A 19,602-nucleotide genomic window follows, 5' to 3' on the forward strand; every position below is an offset into this window, starting at 1 on the left:
GCAGCGGACTCCCATCAAGGCCAGGAGCGTGATCGCTCCAGCGATAGGCCGGATAGATTCACGCATCCAATGCCGAGTGCCGCCAAATGTTCATCTCGCCCGGGAGGCGTCCATAGATTGTCGTAGATGCCGCGGCCAGGAATGCCGCCGAAGACACGGAAGGCATGATTGTGGGCATCGAACAGCATCTCATGCGTCTGCAGGAGATAGGCCCGGACGATGAAAGCCCTGGAGTAGCTCAGCTTCGTATGCGCCACCTGCAGCTTGGTGCGCTCATTGCCGATGATCGCCCAGTCCTCCGACCAGTCGAACTGGAAGGCTTCGCCGGGTTCGAACGCCAGTGGAACGAAGGTGCCACGGCCCGTCGTCTGCAGTTCCCTCTGCCGATCGTCCCGCCATGCCCGAGCAAATGCCGCAACCCGGTTGTAGGAGCCCTCGTAGCCAAGGCTGACCAGATCGGCATGTAACTGCTTCATCGTCCGCTTCTGCTTGCGGCCCTTCTTGGATTCCGTCTTCAGCCAGGCCGACAAGCGATCCGCAAAGGGGTCAAGCTTGCTCGGCCTCTCCGGAACGGTGAACTTCGGCTCTACGCCGTCAGCACGAAGATATTTACGGATGGTGTTCCGGGATAAGCCGGTCCTGCGGCAAATCTCCCGGATTGATAGATGCTCTCGAAAATGCCAGCGCCGGATCACGCTCAGTAACGCCATGTCGATCACTCCAGAGCCCCCGCTGAAAACACGCAGGGGACGGTTGAAACATGGGTCAATTCTCAATGGAAATATCAGGCTATGCCGGGTCAGCTCTCAGTGGAAATCAACATGTTTCGGCTTTCAGCATGGCCTCTCTAACCGTCGTATCGACGGAATCCAGCGCATGAAAATAGGCAGGATCGGCCTCCGCCTCCTCCAGGACGAACCAGGGACGCCCGTCCGGGCGTCTAGCATTGTCGTGGGCGGACGGCTCGAAGACGGCATCGCATTCGGGGGTGCTGCGGTCTGTTCGGTGATCGATGATATTGCCGAGCATGAAGGTTGGCCTACTGGAGCGGAACGGGCGAAAGATCGGAAACAACCGTCAGGACAAACTGCACGATCTCTTCCTCCGACACCGTGGCCCGGTTATAGGCCATGCTTTCGATCCCGACAGCGGGACCGTTGAAGACACCGATAACCCTGCCGTCCTTGACAGGAGAGTCCAGGGCGATGAACTGGATGGCATATTCTTCGTTTTGGCGCGTCAAGGCATCGTCGCCGCTGGCGCGCATGACGAAGGTATCCACGTCGACCGTCTCCCATGCAATCTCGTAGTTGAGCCCCTGCAAGTAGTTCGTAAGCTGGCCGAGCGTTATCTGCGCGCTGACGAACGGCCGTGCGGCGGCGACTTGTCGATTGAACATATCCTGCGTCGGCTGGCCGCCCGGCAGAAGGCGGGATATTCTGGCCTGAGCAATGCGGGTTGCCGTGTCGGGGCCGAAGATGGCCTTGTATCCGGAAACACCAACGGTAACGACGGCGGCGACGAGCAATGCCCCGCGCCAGGACTGAAAAAACTGAGCGTTCATGGAAAATCCTGCGATGAAAGAGGTTAGGCGGAAATCGGTTTCCAATGGTCGATACGAAGCCAACGATTGCCGGGAATACCTTTAGTCGCGGCGCGTCCGCTGTAGCGGGTTCCATCGCTTGAGCGCGCTTCGACGGTGTAGATGACCAGAAAGTCCCCGTCGAAATAGACGTCGTAAGCCTCGACCAGCCGACCGGTGCCGGATGGAACGCTATCGATTCCCTTCCTCGACGGCGTGGTTTCGACGTGCTCGCGGTCCATGACGGTCGTGCCGACGCCGGAAATCGTCACTTCAAACAGCTCATTTTCCGTGGCGTTAGCGAGATAGAGCGGCACATAGCCATGCGTCCATTCCCTGCCGAAATACAGGGCGACGGGGAACGGGCAATGATCCAGTGGGATCGTCTCAGGCCACTCATAGCCTTTCCGATAGGCGACCTCATAGGGAACGTCGGTAAAGTCCGGCTCGAACACCTCACCGTCTCCGATGACATCCGTCGTGCCGATGAAAAGCCGTGCCTTCTGTTCACGGCAGAGAGCAAGCGCTTGCTGGAGTTGCGGGCGCTCTGCCGAACGAAGCGGCTCGGTTTCCACAAACTCGGCCAGTACATTGGCGGATCGCAGCATCTTGCGGATTTCGCCACGCTGCTTTTCCAGAAGGGTGCGCGCGTCATCGGGGCTTGTTGCCGTGCGAAGATAGAGCACGACATTCCGGGCTCGTGCCCAGCTTTCGCTGGCAGCATCTTCCGGGTCTTTCAGGCGAATAACTTCTAGGCCGTCTTGCGAAATGGGCGCAAAGCGTTGCCCGGCAAGTGCCTTTGTCGTGGCAACCAGAATGGTGGCTCGCTCGCGGCTTGCTGCTTTCCGGGCTGCGCCGTAGGACGGGCGGCGACCAGAGCCATCCTCCGTCTCCGTAAAGGACGCGACGACAACACCCCGCTTTTCCTTCAGCCACCGATTGGCCGATTGGAGCTGGACAAGAATTTCCGGCGCCGCATCTGCCATCGCTTCCATATCGAACTGGCTGAACAGGGGAACTGGCTGCTCGTCCTCGTCTTCGGCCCAGTGGGTGATGAGCGGATATTTCCCAGCGACGGTTCCACCTGCCTGACGAAAATAGACGATGACTTTCATGGGCTCCCCATCGTGATTTCTCATGATGCGGTTCCCTCGGGCGATGAACCGCCCCACGTATTCACGTCAGCCCCGTTTGAATTGCCCCGTATTCGCAAGAAAGTCCCACTGTTACCGATTGAACACAGTCGTCCGGGTTGGATTACCGATGGCCCTTACCCGCCCCGGTATCGCAGCCTGGAGCTTGGCGAGATGTTTGCCCCAAGCGGGATCGTCCCGCTGGGCCTTGTCGAACCCGTAGATGATGAGATGGGGAAGCGTGTCGATAACGGGCGGTGGCTCCGTCTCGGCAATCTGCCGGATCGCCGGTGTAATACTGCGGGCGGCGCTCTCTCCGAACGCCTGCATGCGCATGTCGTTGAAGCGAAGCAGCGCCCTTGCCGTCTCGACATAGCCTGCCGTAAGCTCGGCCCTGTAGGCTTCCAGCGCCTTCCCGTAATCCGTGATCTGACGAACCACATTGGGAAGATTGTCACCGCTGGCGCGTAGGGCCGAATTGGTGAAGTGCTTGGCTTCGTAGAAGCGGATCGTCGGCACACCGTTTTCCAGGATGGCAATCGCCGCGTCGATACGATCCTGCCTGCGGTCGGATGCGTTGGTTTCCTCCTCGCCATCGTCGTCCGGCGAAGACAGGCGCGTCAGGGCGATCTCGGCATCGATCACATCGGCATTGCCGGCGAGCATGGGATGAAGGCCGGCTTTTTCCGCGCCGGCATAGCGAGATGCGGCCCTGCACATCTCGTTCAGGGTCTCGATGCCCAGATACGTCTTTTGAAGCACGTCTCGGGCGTCGAATTGGAACTCACCGCGTTCGAGGGCAACATAGGTCTGCGCTGGCCGAACAAGGTATTTCGCGTGGGTGAACGGGATCACTTGGCCCGGTTTCCAGCCGATACGAAAGATGGAAGCGCCTCTATAATACGCATTGATGGAGTTGCGCCGCACGGCGAGAACGAGATCGGGATGTTGAAGCACATCACGCCACCAGTTGCCGGTACTGTCATTAGCCAGTTCCTCCAGCGCATCCAGGAAAGCCGGATCAAGCGCACGGTGCGGAGCGATTAAAGGCGTCATGCGGCGATCTCCCACCATTCACCGTCGTTCTTCTGCTGGGCAATGGCTCCGAAATGATCAGGGAAGCGGTGCGGTTCGAACGTATGGATCGGCACCAGTATCCTGGGCGCGAGCGCTTCGGCGAGCCGCTTGAGGTCGGCGATGCTGGCATGGCCGGAGGTGTGGGCATGTTCAAGGGGAATGCCGCGCGCATCCAGCGCCTCGGCAACCTGCATACCCTTTTCCTGTTTCAGATAGCCGTCCCATTGCGACCAGACGGCGACTGCCCCGTCCAGGCATTCGGCCCGGTCGAGATCGGACAACATGGCGGGACGAAAGAGGAAGGCGGCTTTCGGGGCGAGCGCCTTCAAATCCTCCGCGAAGATGCGGTTGGCCTTGTGGGGTTCGAGGAGGTCGAAACGCTCGGTCTGCTTAATGCGGACACGCTGGTAATGCGGCACATAGACGGCCATGTTCGGCCAGTCCGATTGCGGTATGTTGGCACTGCCGGTCGCGCGCAGCACTTCGGCGGCATAGAGGTCGACAACTAGGGTGCGGCCCGTCCGCTTGCAGGCGCGGTAAAGGCTCACCATCCGGTCGATATTCTGCGCCGATGCCGCCACCAGCACCATGCCTGACGTCGCACAGAAGATATCCATGAAACGCGTCTCGATCTCGGCTTCGGTCGGAAACTTGTGGCCGGCGTCGAGCCGTCCCAGCGTAGAACCTTCCATCAACAGCACATCGACGTCGCGAGGCGGGTTTGCGACCAGCTTATCGAATAGCGCGGCTTTGCGCCCGTGAGCGCGGAAGTCACCGGAATAGAACAGCTTCCTGCCGCCCGCTTCAACTTCCAGAGCGTAGGCGTCATAGGCCGAGTGATCGACCAGATACGGCGTCACCTTGAAGGGGCCGAACGACATGGGCGTCCGGTCGCGAAGCTCCAGGGTGTTTTCGGGGACATAGGATTGCGGCAAAAACGGTGCCGCCGCCTGGAATATGCGATGGGTTGCGGCTCCCAAAGCGACGGGCAGCTCCTTGCCGGCGAGATGCGCCAGCCCCCAGTGATCAAGATGTCCGTGCGACAGAATGAGCGCCCGAAGGGAAGCTTTCCCGTCCAGACCGTCAATCGCGGGGTGAACCGAAGTATCTTCCGGATCGCCGTCCAGAGGCAAGCCCAAGTCGAGCAACAGCCTTTCGCCGCCAGCCTCAAGCTCAATGCATGAACCGCCGATTTCCTTGGTGCCACGATGAATCTTGACCCGCATTCCCCCTCCGGTTCGACCAGGGAGGATGTGGCTTGGCTATGGTTCGCTCCGCTTGGCTTGGTGCAACCTAGAATCTTCCTGTGGCTATAGCCAGTGGTTTCTTGGGCGTCACGACTGTTGTCCTCTCGCTATGAAGGGAAGGGCGCTGGTCGCGTGGAATTTGAGGCGCATAAGGGTCGGTCAAGGCATCTCACAGGAGAAGCTGGCCGCTGACGCTGGCGTTGATCGCGCATATCTGGGTGGACTGGAAAGGCAGACGGAAAACCCGACTGTTGACCTGCTGGACAAGGTAGCTGGGGCGCTGTCAGTGTCTGTGAGCGAGTTGTTTGTTGTGCCTAGGCCTGATGATGAACCGCCGAAGCCGCTACGGAGCGGGCGGCGTAAGGACTAGGCGGACCGGAATGGGGCGAAAACTGAGACTGACAGGTATGGGGAGCTAGGCCGGGAACGCCGCCATTCTCATGGTCAATGAGTTCCGGCAGCATCGCGCCCGTGGAGCCGATGCGAGAAGCAAAATTGACTATCATGATTTAATGGCTTACTGATTTATTGAAATCATCAGGCATCGAGCCGCAGTTGGGGAGCTTCGGCGTGTCTACGATACCGGGCAAGGCACAGGACTCAGAGGTCAGCGGCGAACCTGAAGTGCCGTTGCAAGTCACCGTTCCGAAGCGTATCAAACGTGCGCTCGATCTCAAATCCGTAGAAACAGGACGCACTCGCCGCGCGCTCGTGCTGGAGGCTCTGCGCGAAGTTGGGGTTTCCGTCACCGACGACGAAATCGCTGGCCGTCGGGGAACGAAAAAGCGATGACCACGACCACATTGCGAAACCGCCTGCTCGCTCTTGAAGCGGAGCCTCCCAAGGCTTGGCGTGCGACGGGTGCCCATTCCCGGCCCAATTTGCATGGGCTCCTTCGCTATCCAGCAATGATGGTTCCTTGCATGCAAGGCGACATCATCGATGTCATCCTCGACCATAAGCCGCGACATTGCCGGGTTTTGGACCCCTTCGTCGGGTCCGGCACGGTGATGACTGAAGCCCTAATGCGCGATCTGAATTTCACTGGGATCGACATCAACCCGCTTGCGGCGCTGGTTTGCGAAGCGAAGGCTGCGATTGATGCGGGTGCAGACGTTGAGGGCGCCGCACAGACTGTCCTATCAAGGCTACGCCTCGACGTGTGCGAAGCCATCGAAGTCGACTTTCCCGGTAGGACAAAATGGTTCGATGATGAGAGCGCTGCAAAGTTCTCCATCTTGCGTCGGGCAATTGTACATGTCGAGGACAAGGGTGCGCGAAAGGTCATGTGGACGGTCTTCGCCGAGACCGTACGACTCTGCTCGAACAGCCGGACTAGCACCTACAAACTTCACATCCGCGCGCCGGGCGACCGAGTGGCAGCCGACCGCGTGCTCCAGACGTTCGAGACCAATCTGCGTCAGTCTCTTGTGCGCGTCAGAGAATATCGAGCGCTAATTAAGGCGCGAGGCGATAAACGACCATCCGTTCGGATCATCTGCGATGATGCGCGCAAGGCCGCGCTCGAATGGCCCGCCGCAGACCATCAACTGTTGGTCACCTCGCCACCTTATGGCGACAATCAGACGACTATCCCCTACGGCCAGTTCTCCTACCTAGCCATGCGTTGGATTCCCGAAGACGATCTTCCCGGCGCTGGCGCTACCCAGTTGATGGCCAACACGAATGCACTCGATGCTGCAAGTCTCGGCGGGACTATTCGCGGCGCCGAAGAAAAGGAGGCCGCCCTGAGGGCGGCGTCTCGACACTTCGATGCGTTTGTTCAGGAAGCTGAGCGCACAGACCGAAAAAGAGCCATTCGGAAGGTGTCAAGCTTCATAAGTGACTTCGCCGATGCTCTGAGCCATATGAGGGCAAGCTCATCTGGAACGGCGCATTGGGTATTGACCACGGGGAATCGAACGGCCGCCGGCCTGACGGTGCCCTTCGATGCGGTTTGCAAGGACTTGGTCGCCGGACTAGGTGGTAAGCCGATTGCATCCCTGCACCGGGAACTGCCCAGCAAGCGCATGCCATCACGTAATTCCCAAGGTGTTATGATCACGACCGAAACCACCACAGTTGTCGAGTTCAGTTGATGGCTGGGCCAATCGATCACGAAGCTGAATTGAAGGTTGGGGCCCACGTTTTGGTCCAGCTCGGAAGCGAACTGGTTACCGACGTCGAGCAAGCCATCCTTGAATGCGTCAAGAACGCGTACGATGCCGACGCTCCAGGTTGTAAGATCGATATCGATACCCGCGAAACGGGGTACAAGCTAGAGGACGGCACGGTTGATAAGTACTGGGGCTTCGACAGCCCGACTGAGACCGTCACCGTCGAAATACTGGGTAAGGATGGACAACCGCTCGCAGCTCGTCCCGACGCGGGCGATATAGAGATCACGCGACGGCTTAACTACACCGGTCGTATTACTATCGAGGATAAGGGCGATGGCATTGACGCGGCCCAACTGAGGAGTTCTTGGCTCGTCATCAGCCGCTCCAACAAGCGGAGCGCGGCCGGCGGCCAGAAGAACAAAACCAAAAAGGGCCGCACTCCACTTGGAGACAAGGGTCTTGGTCGCCTCGGCTCGATGAAGCTTGGAGATATTCTTCGGATTGAGACGGCAACCTCGGCGACTGGGCAGTTGGCGGTCGCGGAGTTTCGCTGGGCCGACTGCGAAGATGCACGCACGGTAGATCAAATTCCAGTGTTCGTCGATTCCTTGCCGAATGACGCACGTTTCAAAGGTACCCGGGTGTCAGTTCTGGGTCTGCGTGATCTCCCCGAATGGCGTCGCAAAGATCGGATCGCAGAAATCACCCGCAGTCTTGCGCGTCTGATTTCGCCGTTCGAAGCCACATCGACTTTTCCCGTCGGAATCACGCTGGACGGGAACGATCAATCCTTGGTGTCAGTCACCGACGAACTTCTGAAGCGGGCCGTCGCCGAGTTCATATTCGAGTGGAAGGATGATGAAGCTGACTCTTCCAAGCGCGTCCTCGTAGCGACTGCGCGTTTCCGGAAGAGCCTCTTTACGTCTGAGCGTAGCCGCAAGAACCGTGAGCGAACGGCTGCAGTATTCAGCCAGGACCGGGGTGCAGGCTTTGCCGAGTCCCTGAAGTCCTATGGGCGCCTCAAGCCTTATCGTGAAAAGGCCATTGATCTCGACGGTGCTTGGTTCGTTGAACTCAAGCGCACTTTCCAGTGGTCGGATATGCAGCTTGACACTGGCGCTGCGCTCGTTGACCCCGGTCCGTTCTCAGGCGCGTTCTACTTTTTCCATCTAGACAAGCTAGGACCCGAGGAAGGGGACATTGCCGACGTCGACGCACCAGCCGCCGCGGGTATCGGCATAGATCGGCAGCTGCTCAAGGACATGACCGGGATCTCCATCCTTCGCGACGGATTCCGGGTCCGATCGCAGGGAGACTGGCTCGGCCTATCGCAGTCGATGACCTCCGGCAGCACCTACGGCATGCGTGTCGACAACACTGTTGGTTACTTTGCTCTGACCGGAGAGTGCAACTACAAGCTGGTTGAGAAGTCGGATCGTGAAGGCTTCGTCGAGGACGCCGCCTACCGGGGCTTTATGCAGGTAGCGAAATACTGCCGGGGGTTCGCAAACGAAAGCCTTGAACAGGTGCGCCGAGCACTGGACGATTACTACAAACGCCTTTTGATTTCCGAAGAGGGGATGCGTAAAGATGGTCCCCCAGCCAGCGCCTTCGAAGCACTGGAGAGTGGGATCAAATCCACCGAGCACGCGCGCGATGATGCCGAACGGATTGCCGCTGAACTTCAAGCCGACCTAGATCGCCTCGAACGCGAAGCGGCGGCGGGAATTACGAACAGCGAGGCCGCCGGCAAGGCGCTAAATGTGGCAAATCGGGCAGTTGCCGCCATGCAGAGTGTGCAAATAAAACTTACCGCCGGTGCCCGTGCAGGCGCCAACCTCGTTCGCTTGCGCCAGGAGTTTGATGAGAAAGACGAGCAGACGATTGCTTTATTCGAAAGCGCCGCGGTCGGCTTAAGCGCTCGTGGCCTCGCTCACGAACTCCGCACGCATCTGACTGAAATTCGCCAGCGCTCCTCGGCGATCGACCAGATCGCCAAGGCAGGTGCAAGTGAAATCCTGCCCCATCTGCGAGCGATCCGCGCGTCATGTACAGCAATTTCGAGCGCTGCGGCGCTGATTGACCCTATGTTGCCGCGCTCGCGATCCGTGAAAGAGACGATCGTCTTGCGAGCTTTTGTCGAAGATTTCTTCAAGGCCCGCAGCTCGATATATGAGCGCGCCGGCATCAACGTTCGAATTACGGGAACCGGGGCGACAGTGAGAGCGAATCGCCCACGCCTCACGCAGGTGTTCGACAATCTTGTCCGCAACAGCGCATATTGGCTGCGTCGGGGCGAGATGACAAGCCAGGTGAAGCGGCCAAAGGAGATTTCGGTCGAGCTGACGGCCGGCGGTTTCATTATCTCGGATAGCGGGCCAGGCGTCGACCCAGACTATGAGTCGTCGTTATTCGAAATCTTCGTCACCGCCAAACCCGAACGCGATACCGGCCAGGGCCTAGGTCTTTTCATTGTGACCGAATTACTACGTGCAGATGGTTGTGAAATCTCGCTGCTCCCCGAGCGAAATGCAGACGGGCGGCTCTATCGTTTCTCCGTAAATCTACGTCCGTTGGTGCTGCGCCCATGACGATGCAGGTCTCTGAAGCTCTGGAAATTCTAGGTGCAAAGCGGGTCATTTGGATAGATGATCGCTTTAATGCGACGCCTAGCCAACTCGCCGCATTGCTGACGAATAGTCTTGAAATTGCTCAGGCCTGCGAAATCGCGGAGTTGCAGGACGCGCTCTCTAGCTATGAGTTCGATGCTGCGGCAGCGGTACAGACAATCACGCAAATCCTTACGGACCTTGGCAGCGAGCGAATGGAAGACATTCGCGCCACTTTTTTTGCCAAGGAAAAGGCAGAGAAGAAATTTCCAACCAATGAACTCTCGGCGGATGCCATCGCTAAGGCTTGTCAGTTTCTAGGTGTAGCAGACGACGACAAATGGACCTTCGAAAAAGCGGATCAGGACTTGCCGGGCTTATGCGCGGCAGGTGATGCTGAAACCAGTTATGTTGTCGACCTGAACGAGTCCGGTGGATCACCCACGCGCGGGCTAGACATGCTAAAGGTCCTATGGGCTGCAAACTCGCAGGGGACCGCTTTTATTCTGACTCACGAAACTAACGTGAGTGGGGAGGCCAAGACTGAGCAAGAGTTGCGCGCGCAGCTTCAGGAACTCGGCGGCCTCGGCCTGCCTGTCTGCGTCATCGCCAAAGAGCGCCTCTCCGACAAAGCGGAAGACGACGAGGGAATGGCGGAAGCATTGAGAGTTGGTGTGAAGCGAGCCGGCCTTCGCCGGAGCATGCACCATGTACTGAGTAGAGCCCGTGAGACCTTGCAATCTGCGATCGATAGTGCCGCACTAAGCCTGCTCACCATCCCGCCGGAACAACTTGAGGCACACGTTTTCGAGCGAGGTTACAAGGAGGGTGTTTCGGAGCTGCATGTTGTGGAGCGGGCGATTTCGGCGCATCTCGGCCGAGAAGCTCGTGCATTCTTCGGCGGAGATGATCAGGTTCAGGCCAGCGTTCAACGCCTTCGTGCCTTGCGCACAATACCTCTTCATAAGCCCGCTTCCGAACCGGAGCCGCATCTCGCGGCTTTCCGCGAGGCCGAGGTTTGGGAGTCCGACGTACTGCTCAACAAGGCCTTGACCCCCATCGCGTGCGGAGACGTATTTGAAGTTGACGGCGACGAGGCGTCTGCCAAAGGCAGCAAGCAGAAGTTCATTCTGCTCGGACAGCCCTGCGACATTTCCCTCCGACCTGAGGAGAAGCGGCGAGCCCAGGACACCGCCTTCCTAATTCCACTAAAGACCAAAACGCTGCCTTTAAAGGCGGAACCGAGCGCCAAGGAGCCACTACTCCCCTTCACGCTCGGGGGCGAGCAATGGGCTTGCGATTTTCGAAGCGCAAGCGTCGCCCGCCTTTCCATCCTCGATCTCGCATCTTTCAGATTAGACGGGCGGGTGCGCGTCGACGATGGCCATAAAGCGCCTGCCGGCCTCCTTGTCGCCCAGGAGAAAGCCTACGAAGATCGCACGAAGCCCGCCACCGACGCGCTTGGTAACCCAAGCTTGAGGCCGGCGCCTGGGCAAATCTCAGTTGCTTTGCAGCTTACCTTTGCACATGCCGATGCGTTTAAATACGTCCATTCTCCTGTCTTCGAAGAGGCGTCCAAGCAGAAGATCGGGGGGGAGACGATCATCCGGCCCAAGCGGGCAACATGGCGGCTACGGCGTCTAGGGCGCGTCCGCATGCCATATGCCGCCGCGCTGTTAGACCTTTATACCGGTGTCATGAGTCGACAGGCGTTTGACCTTGATTTCATGTCACCAGGTCTGAAAGCTGCTGGGGACGAAGCAAAACCGGTGGTCGCCCCCGCCGTGGCTCCTGTGCCAGAACATTCAAACGCCGTCCGGCCTACGCCAGCCGACCTGAAGGCAGAAGCCGTGAAGGTCCCAGCGATTCCGGCCAAGGAATAGCTAAATCAACGTTGGTATGAGTTTGAGTACTGTCTGCCCACGCAAACAGTGCAAGCGGTGTAGCACTGCATTCTCGTGGATGCACTTCATGAAAGCTGCGTAAGTTTTCGTGATCTGCACCTAAAAAGTGCTGGTCCGCTCACGGCACATCCGCCATATCCGGACTAGCGGCATATTTCGAGCGGCACGAAAGCATTAAAGGGCTATTTTGAGGAGGATGGAAACCATTCGGGCCGGAACATTTATCCGGCCCTCTAAGAAAATTTATGCTTCAAAGAGCGGTCATTTCGTCAGGCGAACTGGTCAAAACCTCGACACCAGCCTGATCCTCGATTTCCAGATAAGAGTCGATCAACTGGTCGATCCGGGCGAAATCGCAGTAGCGTTCGTGTAGTTGTCGGGCGAAGTCAGGTTCTCCGGCCGTCCCGATAGCTTCAATGAAACGTTCCAGGAAAATGGCGGTGAAAGCCGGCTGACGGGCGTCTGGTTTTTTCAGATGTCGAGCATAGGCAGTGATGCCGTTTTGGGCGTACCAGTTGAGACGGGGCGCGATAACGACGAAGGTGCCTTCGTCGTAGATACCACGCTGGATCATACTGGCGGCAAGCAGGTGCTCTCGCCAAAGTTGCTGGCAGGGGTTGTTGCGCAGGCTGTCGACATAGGGGTCTTTGAACAGGCCGGATTGTTCCGAAAGCTCGTCCAGATGCGGCCTGGTCGGCTGCGTCGTTTCCTGGAGTGTTTCGGTATATTTTTGCTCGACGGCGATGAAGCCCCGCTTGCCATCATCGGCGCGATAACGGACGAAGGCGTCGAAGGCGCTGTAATCGGCGGTGAAGGCCGGGTGCCCTCGTCCCGGCGAATGTTCGAACAGAACCTGAGTGACGGTGCCGGTGAAACCCGGCAGCACAAGCCGCATGACGCGTGTGGCAAGCTCGGTATCGCGCTTAAGCAGCCCGAAGAGATTGAAGACCAGCGGCATGGACGAAAGCAGATTGCGGAACAGCCGGTCGGCGTCGATGCAGGCACCGATTTCCCGGTAGATCAATTCGCGGCGCACCAGCGAGGCAATGGAAGGATCGAGGAAGTTGGCTCCAGCGCGGCCAGCGGCCATGGATAATCGGGAACCGATCTCGCGGGTTTCGCCGGAGGGGCTGCGATGGCGGCCAATCGGCAAGTTCTGATTCTGCCTCCAGAGGGATTGCAGAAGACGGGCGGCGGCGGTGAAACGGGTGTCGTTGGGTTCGAGGCAGCGATGCTGGCTCAGGATCGGCTCGGGGATCAGCGGGACGGTTTCGGCGAAATTATCCGGGTTGATGATGGTCGGTCGGGCAGTGGGCTTGGGCACGATGGAAAATCCTCGATCTCTGAAATAAGCGAGGATGATTCAGGTTAAGCCGCTGGAAATTCATATGAAAGATGAGAAAATGTCGGCGGCGGCATGCGTTGCGGTCGTGCAACAGACGCGGTTTCTCGCCTTACGACGTACGAGAATGGGCCGAAAAACTCTATATTGCAGGCGGTCCTTGTAGCGGGAACTCCTGCTGTAATCGCGACCGCGATCTATATGGAGATGTCCGATGACATTCGATGATCGCATGACGAGCCTGCCCGAACGTGAGACGTGGAACGAAGAACGGGTGACGCCCGCGAAAGTCTGGTTGCCGCTGCCTGTGGTGCTGCCGTGCCGGATGAAGGTGCGGCAGTACATCGATGGGCGGGTGCATTCCGGAGAACTGCTCGATGAAGCCCGCAAGCTCTACAACGCCATGTCGTTCAAGGTGCTACGTGACGGCTGGGGCTTTAACACTTTCATCACGGTGACGGCCAAATATCTGGGCCTGACGAGCCACGCGGAATTTGCGGCATTAATCCCGGTGATGAATAAGGCCGTGGCCGGTTGGCTGAAAGCCCGTCCGAAGCGCTCGGCACGGTTCCGCATGACTGAGGAAGCGAACCACAGCTATATCTTCGTGCTGGAGCGTAGCGGGTACACACATGGGCTGCATGTCCATCTTTTGTGCAGCATTCCAGCGGCATTGCGGAAGGAGTTTCGCGCTTTCCTGGTTGACTGGTGGGAAGAGCAAGCCGGCCTCGCTGTACCGACGAACGCCGTGGACGTTCAGTACTCGGACAGTTGGGGGCGCCCGGAGCACTATTCAAACCAAGCATGGAAGTTCCGCTATATGGTCAAGACGGTGCGGGAGGATGCCTACGCGTTCGATAACGAAGGCCGGAAGCGGCTTGCCGTGGAGTTCATGAAGCCGTGGTTGCCGCATGGAGAGCGCCCAGACATTCTGCCCGTTCGGACCCGGCAGGTTTACGGGATTTCTCGTGATCTGGATAGGAAGGCGCGCCAGAAGTGGGGTGAGGAGGTTGGCTGGACGTTCGTCTCGAAGTTCGATCAGCGCCGCCTGGATGAACTGTATTCTGGGTCGGAGGTTGCCGCCTGGCATGCGCGGGTGATCGATGAACCCGACTGGTGGCAATTGTACTGATCGAATTTCGGGAGCTTCTTTCCGAAACTCTGGAGCCATACCCAGGAAAAGTGCAGACGAAACATGCTGGTAGGGTGCAGGCCGGGCCTGACGCGGTTTTTCCACCTGTGCCATGCCGCGAGTGGCCTACCAGGTTTCGAAACCCGGCTCCTGCGACGGGAGTTGCACGATGAAGGTGGCGGAATCATCGACGGCAGCGAGAGGCTGGCCCTTTGCGAGGCCGGCCTCCCGGAGCATGCGGATGAAGACAGCGAGACCAAGGTTGGCGCCCTTTCTGCTGCTGTCGTCGCGACTGACCTTGCCGGTCGAGGGCCAGAAATTGAAGACCTGGACCTTGAGATGAAATGGCGAATGGCGCACGAACTTGATCCCGGCGCGGGTCAGCGCGGCCTCGGCTTCGGCCATGGCCTGGGTGGCGTCGATGCGGCGTTTGGCTGGCATGGGCTTATCTCCTGGGTTGGTTTCCCTGCTTTTGATTTGTTTCCCGATTGAAGGATCAGGGAATGCAGAGAGGAAAGGGAATGGAGGGAGAGGGAAGAGAGAATGATTGGATCGATGGGATCGATCATTCTTCCCTTCGGGATAAAGTCAGGAGCGGCCAGCTTCGCCAGCCGACTTTTTGCCTACACCCGGAGCGTTTCGGGTTCCAGGTGCAATTTCAGCGGTCGTTATAAAGGTGTGCCAAGGCAAGTCCCGGCTTGATGGCCTCTATCGCGGCGGCAAGCTGTTGCAGGCTTGATCCCTTGGTGTATCGCCCCGTTTCCCCAGGTGTGCTGTGACCTGTCAGATGATCGATGACGAGCGTTGAAATGTCGGCCTGATGCATCAACGTCGTAGCGGTATGGCGCAGGGAGTGGAAATCGAGGTTCTTACGATAAACGCCGATGTCCTGCCGGTAGCGGGTGAACCATTTGGTAAAGCCATGGCCGAGCTTGTCGTCCGCTCCGCCCGGTTTCAGGGCCGGAAATACCGACTGCGATCCCTTTCCAAGCGTCTTGACGTAGGCCAGGAAGCCCATGTGGATCAGATCGCTATGGATAGGGACGCGCCGAACGGCGTTCTTGTTCTTCAACTGGCGCGGTGGGCGGTCGTTGATGTCGAAGAAGGAAATGCCATTTTCCTCCCGAATATCATCGGTGCGAAGCTGGCAGATTTCCTCCAGCCGCATGCCGCTTAACAGGGTTACAAGCGGTATCCAGAATTTGTCGTCGCGGATGATTTGCTGACCGGGCTGTGAGCGACGGCCTGCGGACAAGCATCCCGACCAGACGGGGGAGCCGAACAAAGCCTTGAGTTCCGTATCGGACCACTGATCCCGCTCATCGACGGCCCGTTTCACAGCGGCGAATTTGAAGCCGGAGAAGATGTTTTCCATAGCCTTGCCGGTGGCGATAGCCTCGCTCCACATCGCCGAAAGAGCCGAGAAATGGCGCTTGATGGTTTTCTGCGTTAGCAGCGGTGGCTTGCGCTCGACCGGCAGCTTTTCGTAGGCGCGGATGATCTCTTCCGGCGTAAAATTCTTGTAGGAAGCGGCCTTGCCGTAGTCGGAAGGCATACGCTCCGCCGTTGCGCGGAATTGGGCGGCGTCCGGCCGTCTATACTGGCTTACCGGCTTGTCACCGCAAATCTGGATGAACAGCCTGTAGGTGGCGTCTGCTTGGTTGCCTGTCTGCTGACGCCATTCGCCGCGCCGAAGCTGGTCTTCGATGTAGTTCGGATAGACCGTAGAAAATAGCGGTTCTGCCTGCGCCCTTGATTGCGTCTGATGAAGGGGAGCGGCAGTAGGGGGAACTTCAGCCAAAGCTTGGCGAAGCAGCTTGCTCCTGGGCTCGAACTCGAAGTCGCCTTCATATCGGGCTTTCAGCGCTTCTGCGAGGTCGATACCGGCGCGGTGAACGACTTCCTTGCATTGATGCCGCTCGGCTTCGTTCAGATCATCCCAACTGAGGCCAGCCAATCGGGCTGACATTCGGGCTGTGTCTGATCCGTGGTCCAGAGTGTTACCACCCAACGAATCTCGGACTTGCTCCGCGACGTTCCCCCAGTAGTTCGCGCGGGCAACGCGCCCGTCCTTGGTGAGATACATGCCGGATGCGCGCGCCGTGCGTTCCCGTTCCAGGATGTGGCTATAGAAACTTTGGGCAAGGTGGGCGAGCTGATCCTGGGTGAGCATGGGGTTTGCGCGGGCCGTTTCGAAGAGTTGTTCGGAGAGCCAATATAGCTCGTCCGCTCGTAGCCGCGCGCTCCTGGGACCGCAAGCGCCGAGGCTGCGAACCAGTTCGCGTCGTTTCAGCCTGTCGCGCAAATCCGCCGGAACGGCTCGTCGGAAGTGAAAGATGCGTCCGCGCCGGACGATATTGGAAGGAGCTGCCACGCCGCTTCGCTCGCTTTTTGTAGCAGCGGTTTGTAGCAAAATGCTTCATCCCGCCTGAGGTGGCGCGAGGCACTTCAATGATTTCAATGAGTTAGGAGGAAAGTGGCTGGGGAACCTGGATTCGAACCAAGATTAACGGAGTCAGAGTCCGTCGTTCTACCGTTGAACTATTCCCCAGCAGGGGCGAAACCGGCTTGGCCGGTGCCTGTGAGGCGGGCTTATAAACAAACGGCGGCGAGATGCAAATGGTTTTTTCGGGAAAATGCATCCGGCGTGTCCGAGGCCCGTGCATCGTGGTTTCGTCATAAAAAGAATTTGGCGAACGGGCCGGGCGCTGGTAATGTCGCGGCAACGAAGATCGAGAGAGCGCCTGCTTGCAGCTTTAAAGCTTTGCGCGGCGCCATAGGCAGTAACGTGAACGACCCCGACAGCGGCTTGAAGCCGCCCGTTTCCGGGGCGCGAGATGCGGGCGATGCGGGGCGACCGAAGCGGTCGCGCCGACGCAAGGGCAAGCAGAAGGGCGCTACAGGTCCCTCTGCCGTTTCCCTGTCCGCAGGCCAGGCGGCCGGTTCGTCCGGATCGGCTGAGCGCCCCAAGGCTACCGAAGGTGGCGATACCGCGCGCAGGAACAAGCGTCGTCGGCGCGGCAAGGGTGCCGGCGGCGAGAACGTGCGCCCGCTTGCCCCCGTCGGCCAGCGGGAAGCCTCCCGCGAGGACCCGCGTCAGGCGGAAGGCCGCAGGAACCGTCGCAAGCATCGCGGCAAGAAGGCCGGCGCGCGCACCGTGCCCGTCGCCGCCGAGGCGACGGTCCTGCATCCCGCGGCCGAACAGGCCCTGGAGGCGCGGTCCACCCCCCATGCTCCGGAGACGCAATCCGCCCCGCGCCCGGCCGAGCGCGAAGGCCATGACGCGCCGCTCTATGCCGCGCTCGACCTTGGCACCAACAATTGCCGTCTTCTCATCGCCCAGCCGACGCGCCCCGGCCAGTTCCGGGTTGTCGATGCCTTTTCGCGCATCGTGCGCCTCGGCGAAGGGCTTGCGGCGAGCGGCCGGCTGTCCGACGAGGCGATGGACCGCTCCGTCGAGGCCCTGAAAGTCTGCGCGGCCAAGCTGAAGAACCGCAGCATCCGCCGCGCCCGGCTGATCGCCACAGAGGCCTGCCGCGCGGCGGTCAACGGCGAGGCGTTCCTGGAGCGGGTTCGGCAGGAGACGGGGCTCGACCTCGAGATCATCAACCGCGAGACCGAAGCGCGGCTTGCCGTGTCCGGCTGCTCCTCGCTGGTCGGGCGCGAGGCGAAATCCGTCGTGCTCTTCGATATCGGCGGCGGCTCCTCGGAAATCGCGGTCATCCGCATCGGCGACAATCGCTCCAGCCGGCTTGCCAACCACATCACGCACTGGACCTCGCTGCCGGTCGGCGTCGTCACGCTGTCCGAACGCCACGGCGGGCGCGACGTGACGCCGGAGAGCTTTGCGGGCATGGTGTCGGAGGTCGAGACCATGCTGGCGGGCTTCGATTGCCCTGGCGATGTCGTGCGCGCGGCGCCGGAGGATTTTCACCTCATCGGCACATCCGGCACGGTGACGACGCTGGCGGGCGTGCATCTCGACCTGCCGCGCTACGACCGGCGCCGGGTGGACGGCGTCTGGCTTTCGGACGACGAGGTGACGGCCATGCAGGCGCGCCTTCTCTCCTGGGATTTTTCCGCCCGCGCGGCCAATCCCTGCATCGGGCCGGACAGGGCGGATCTCGTGCTCGCCGGCTGCGCCATCCTGGAGGCGATCCGCAAGCGCTGGCCATCGCGCCGTATGCGCGTTGCCGACCGGGGCCTGCGCGAAGGCCTGCTCACCGACATGATGGCCGATGACGGCGTCTGGCGCCGCGGCCGCCACCGCCGCAACCAGCGCGGCGGCCCCCGCAACCCGGCAAAGCCCGAAGGACAGGCGTCATGACCAAGCCCCCCATCGGCCGTAAGCTCGGCCAGAAGGTCAAGAAGGGCAAGCTCAAGGCCTCCTCGCGCCGCTGGCTCGAGCGCCATATCAACGATCCCTATGTGCAGCGCGCCAAGCTGGAGGGCTATCGCGCCCGGGCGGCCTTCAAGCTGCTGGAGATCGACGAGAAGCACAACATCCTCGCCGGCGCGAAGCGCATCATCGACCTTGGTGCGGCGCCCGGCAGCTGGTCGCAGATCGCCGCCAAGGTGACCGGCTCGACCGATGCCGATCCGCGCGTCGCGGCCATCGATTTCCTGGAAATGGACCCCTTGCCGGGCGTCAGCATCCTCCAGATGGACTTTCTCGAGCCCGATGCGCCGGAAAAGCTGATCGCGGCGGTCGGCGGCACGCCGAACCTCGTCGTCTCGGACATGGCCGCGCCGACGACCGGCCATCGCCAGACGGATCACCTGCGCACCATGCATCTGTGCGAGGTTGCCGCGCATTTCGCCGTGGAGGTGCTGGCGGAAGGCGGCCACTTCCTGGCAAAGACCTTCCAGGGCGGCACCGAGCGTGAGCTGCTCAACATGCTCAAGCAGAATTTCAAGCAGGTCATCCATGTGAAGCCCGGCGCCTCGCGTGCCGAATCGGTGGAAATGTTCCTGCTCGCCAAGGGCTTCAAGGGGCGCAAGGCGAAGGATGAGGCGGCTGAAGAGGATACGGACGCCTGATGCTGCTCTACACCACCGTCGGCACGAACGATCTGGACCATGCCGGCCGCTTCTATGACGCGGTCCTGCCGCTGCTCGGCTATGCCAGGCAGAAGCAGGCGCCGGGTGAGATCGGCTATGCGGCGGAGGGCGACGTGCGCTGCCGCTTCTGGGTGGTCGAGCCGTTCAACCGCGAACCCGCCACCTTCGGCAACGGCGTGACCATCGCGCTTGTCGCCCCGACCCGCGCGGCCGTCGATGCCTTCCACGCCGCGGCCCTAGCTGCCGGCGGCAGCGATGAAGGCGCTCCCGGCCTGCGCCCGTTCCACGCCACCTTCTACGCCGCCTTCATCCGCGACCCCGACGGCAACAAACTCGCTGCCGTCTGCGAGCAGGCCGAATAGCCCGCGCCGGGCCGGAAGTCTCCGACCACTCGA

Annotated in this window: 17 protein-coding genes, 1 tRNA gene and 1 pseudogene; 9 read left to right on the forward strand and 10 right to left on the reverse strand. The window is 60.0% G+C overall.

Going from position 1 to position 19,602, the window contains the following annotated elements; genetic code table 11:
• Positions 1-95: 95 nt before the first annotated feature.
• The 6 genes and pseudogenes from istA to P9A16_RS07585 all read right to left on the reverse strand — a co-directional run.
• A pseudogene (gene istA / locus P9A16_RS07560) lies at positions 96-710 on the reverse strand (IS21 family transposase); the annotation flags it as partial.
• A gap of 106 nt (positions 711-816) precedes the next feature.
• The gene (locus P9A16_RS07565) at positions 817-1,029 is read right to left on the reverse strand and encodes a hypothetical protein (protein WP_278025621.1); all 213 of its coding nucleotides are present in this window, start codon (positions 1,027-1,029) and stop codon (positions 817-819) included.
• 10 nt (positions 1,030-1,039) lie between these two features.
• Positions 1,040-1,564, reverse strand: coding sequence for a hypothetical protein (locus tag P9A16_RS07570; protein WP_278025622.1), 525 nt, complete (start codon positions 1,562-1,564; stop codon positions 1,040-1,042).
• Positions 1,565-1,587: 23 nt separating this feature from the next.
• Positions 1,588-2,697: a hypothetical protein gene (locus P9A16_RS07575; RefSeq protein ID WP_278025623.1), complete on the reverse strand. Its 1,110-nt coding sequence runs from the start codon at positions 2,695-2,697 to the stop codon at positions 1,588-1,590.
• Positions 2,698-2,808: 111 nt separating this feature from the next.
• Positions 2,809-3,771 (reverse strand): hypothetical protein, encoded by a 963-nt coding sequence (locus P9A16_RS07580; protein WP_278025624.1) that lies wholly within the window; start codon positions 3,769-3,771, stop codon positions 2,809-2,811.
• Positions 3,768-5,018 carry an MBL fold metallo-hydrolase gene (locus P9A16_RS07585; RefSeq protein ID WP_278025625.1) on the reverse strand — a complete coding sequence of 417 codons (1,251 nt, stop codon included), beginning with the start codon at positions 5,016-5,018 and terminating at the stop codon, positions 3,768-3,770. The genes P9A16_RS07580 and P9A16_RS07585 overlap by 4 nt, the downstream gene beginning before the upstream one ends.
• A 130-nt stretch (positions 5,019-5,148) precedes the next feature.
• Between P9A16_RS07585 and P9A16_RS07590 the strand changes: the two genes are divergently transcribed.
• From P9A16_RS07590 to P9A16_RS07610, 5 genes are all read left to right on the forward strand, one after another.
• Positions 5,149-5,409: a helix-turn-helix domain-containing protein gene (locus tag P9A16_RS07590; protein WP_278025626.1), complete on the forward strand. Its 261-nt coding sequence runs from the start codon at positions 5,149-5,151 to the stop codon at positions 5,407-5,409.
• A gap of 200 nt (positions 5,410-5,609) precedes the next feature.
• A complete protein-coding gene (locus tag P9A16_RS07595) occupies positions 5,610-5,831 on the forward strand; it encodes a hypothetical protein (RefSeq protein WP_278025627.1) in 222 nt (73 codons plus the stop codon).
• A complete protein-coding gene (locus P9A16_RS07600) occupies positions 5,828-7,138 on the forward strand; it encodes a hypothetical protein (RefSeq protein WP_278025628.1) in 1,311 nt (436 codons plus the stop codon). Before P9A16_RS07595 ends, P9A16_RS07600 begins: the two co-directional genes overlap by 4 nt.
• The gene (locus P9A16_RS07605; protein WP_278025629.1) at positions 7,138-9,750 is read left to right on the forward strand and encodes a sensor histidine kinase; all 2,613 of its coding nucleotides are present in this window, start codon (positions 7,138-7,140) and stop codon (positions 9,748-9,750) included. Before P9A16_RS07600 ends, P9A16_RS07605 begins: the two co-directional genes overlap by 1 nt.
• A complete protein-coding gene (locus P9A16_RS07610; RefSeq protein ID WP_278025630.1) occupies positions 9,747-11,651 on the forward strand; it encodes a hypothetical protein in 1,905 nt (634 codons plus the stop codon). The genes P9A16_RS07605 and P9A16_RS07610 overlap by 4 nt, the downstream gene beginning before the upstream one ends.
• A gap of 271 nt (positions 11,652-11,922) precedes the next feature.
• Here P9A16_RS07610 and P9A16_RS07615 read toward each other — a convergent pair whose 3' ends face one another.
• Positions 11,923-12,996, reverse strand: a complete 1,074-nt coding sequence (locus P9A16_RS07615; RefSeq protein WP_278025631.1) for a PGN_0703 family putative restriction endonuclease — start codon at positions 12,994-12,996, stop codon at positions 11,923-11,925.
• A 232-nt stretch (positions 12,997-13,228) separates the two neighbouring features.
• Here P9A16_RS07615 and P9A16_RS07620 point away from each other — a divergent pair, with 232 nt between their 5' ends.
• Entirely contained in the window at positions 13,229-14,146 is a 918-nt protein-coding gene (locus P9A16_RS07620; protein WP_278025632.1) for a hypothetical protein, read from the forward strand.
• Between the two features lie 126 nt (positions 14,147-14,272).
• Here the strand turns inward: P9A16_RS07620 and P9A16_RS07625 are convergent, their stop codons facing one another.
• The 3 genes from P9A16_RS07625 to P9A16_RS07635 form a co-directional block, all read right to left on the reverse strand.
• Complete coding sequence (locus P9A16_RS07625; protein WP_278025633.1) at positions 14,273-14,587, reverse strand: hypothetical protein; 315 nt, start codon at positions 14,585-14,587, stop codon at positions 14,273-14,275.
• Between the two features lie 217 nt (positions 14,588-14,804).
• Positions 14,805-16,520: a tyrosine-type recombinase/integrase gene (locus tag P9A16_RS07630; RefSeq protein ID WP_336620595.1), complete on the reverse strand. Its 1,716-nt coding sequence runs from the start codon at positions 16,518-16,520 to the stop codon at positions 14,805-14,807.
• 103 nt (positions 16,521-16,623) lie between these two features.
• Positions 16,624-16,697 (reverse strand) — tRNA-Gln (locus P9A16_RS07635).
• 237 nt (positions 16,698-16,934) lie between these two features.
• On the opposite strand from P9A16_RS07635, the gene P9A16_RS07640 reads away from it, so the two are divergent.
• From P9A16_RS07640 to P9A16_RS07650, 3 genes are read left to right on the forward strand one after another with little or no spacing between them, the layout of a single operon-like run.
• A complete protein-coding gene (locus tag P9A16_RS07640; RefSeq protein ID WP_023515295.1) occupies positions 16,935-18,473 on the forward strand; it encodes a Ppx/GppA phosphatase family protein in 1,539 nt (512 codons plus the stop codon).
• Complete coding sequence (locus P9A16_RS07645) at positions 18,470-19,186, forward strand: RlmE family RNA methyltransferase (protein ID WP_023515294.1); 717 nt, start codon at positions 18,470-18,472, stop codon at positions 19,184-19,186. Before P9A16_RS07640 ends, P9A16_RS07645 begins: the two co-directional genes overlap by 4 nt.
• Positions 19,186-19,569 (forward strand): VOC family protein, encoded by a 384-nt coding sequence (locus P9A16_RS07650; RefSeq protein ID WP_023515293.1) that lies wholly within the window; start codon positions 19,186-19,188, stop codon positions 19,567-19,569. The genes P9A16_RS07645 and P9A16_RS07650 overlap by 1 nt, the downstream gene beginning before the upstream one ends.
• Positions 19,570-19,602 lie beyond the last annotated feature (33 nt).

This window comes from Shinella sp. 838 (genome assembly GCF_029623935.1).
Taxonomy (GTDB): Bacteria; Pseudomonadota; Alphaproteobacteria; order Rhizobiales; family Rhizobiaceae; genus Shinella.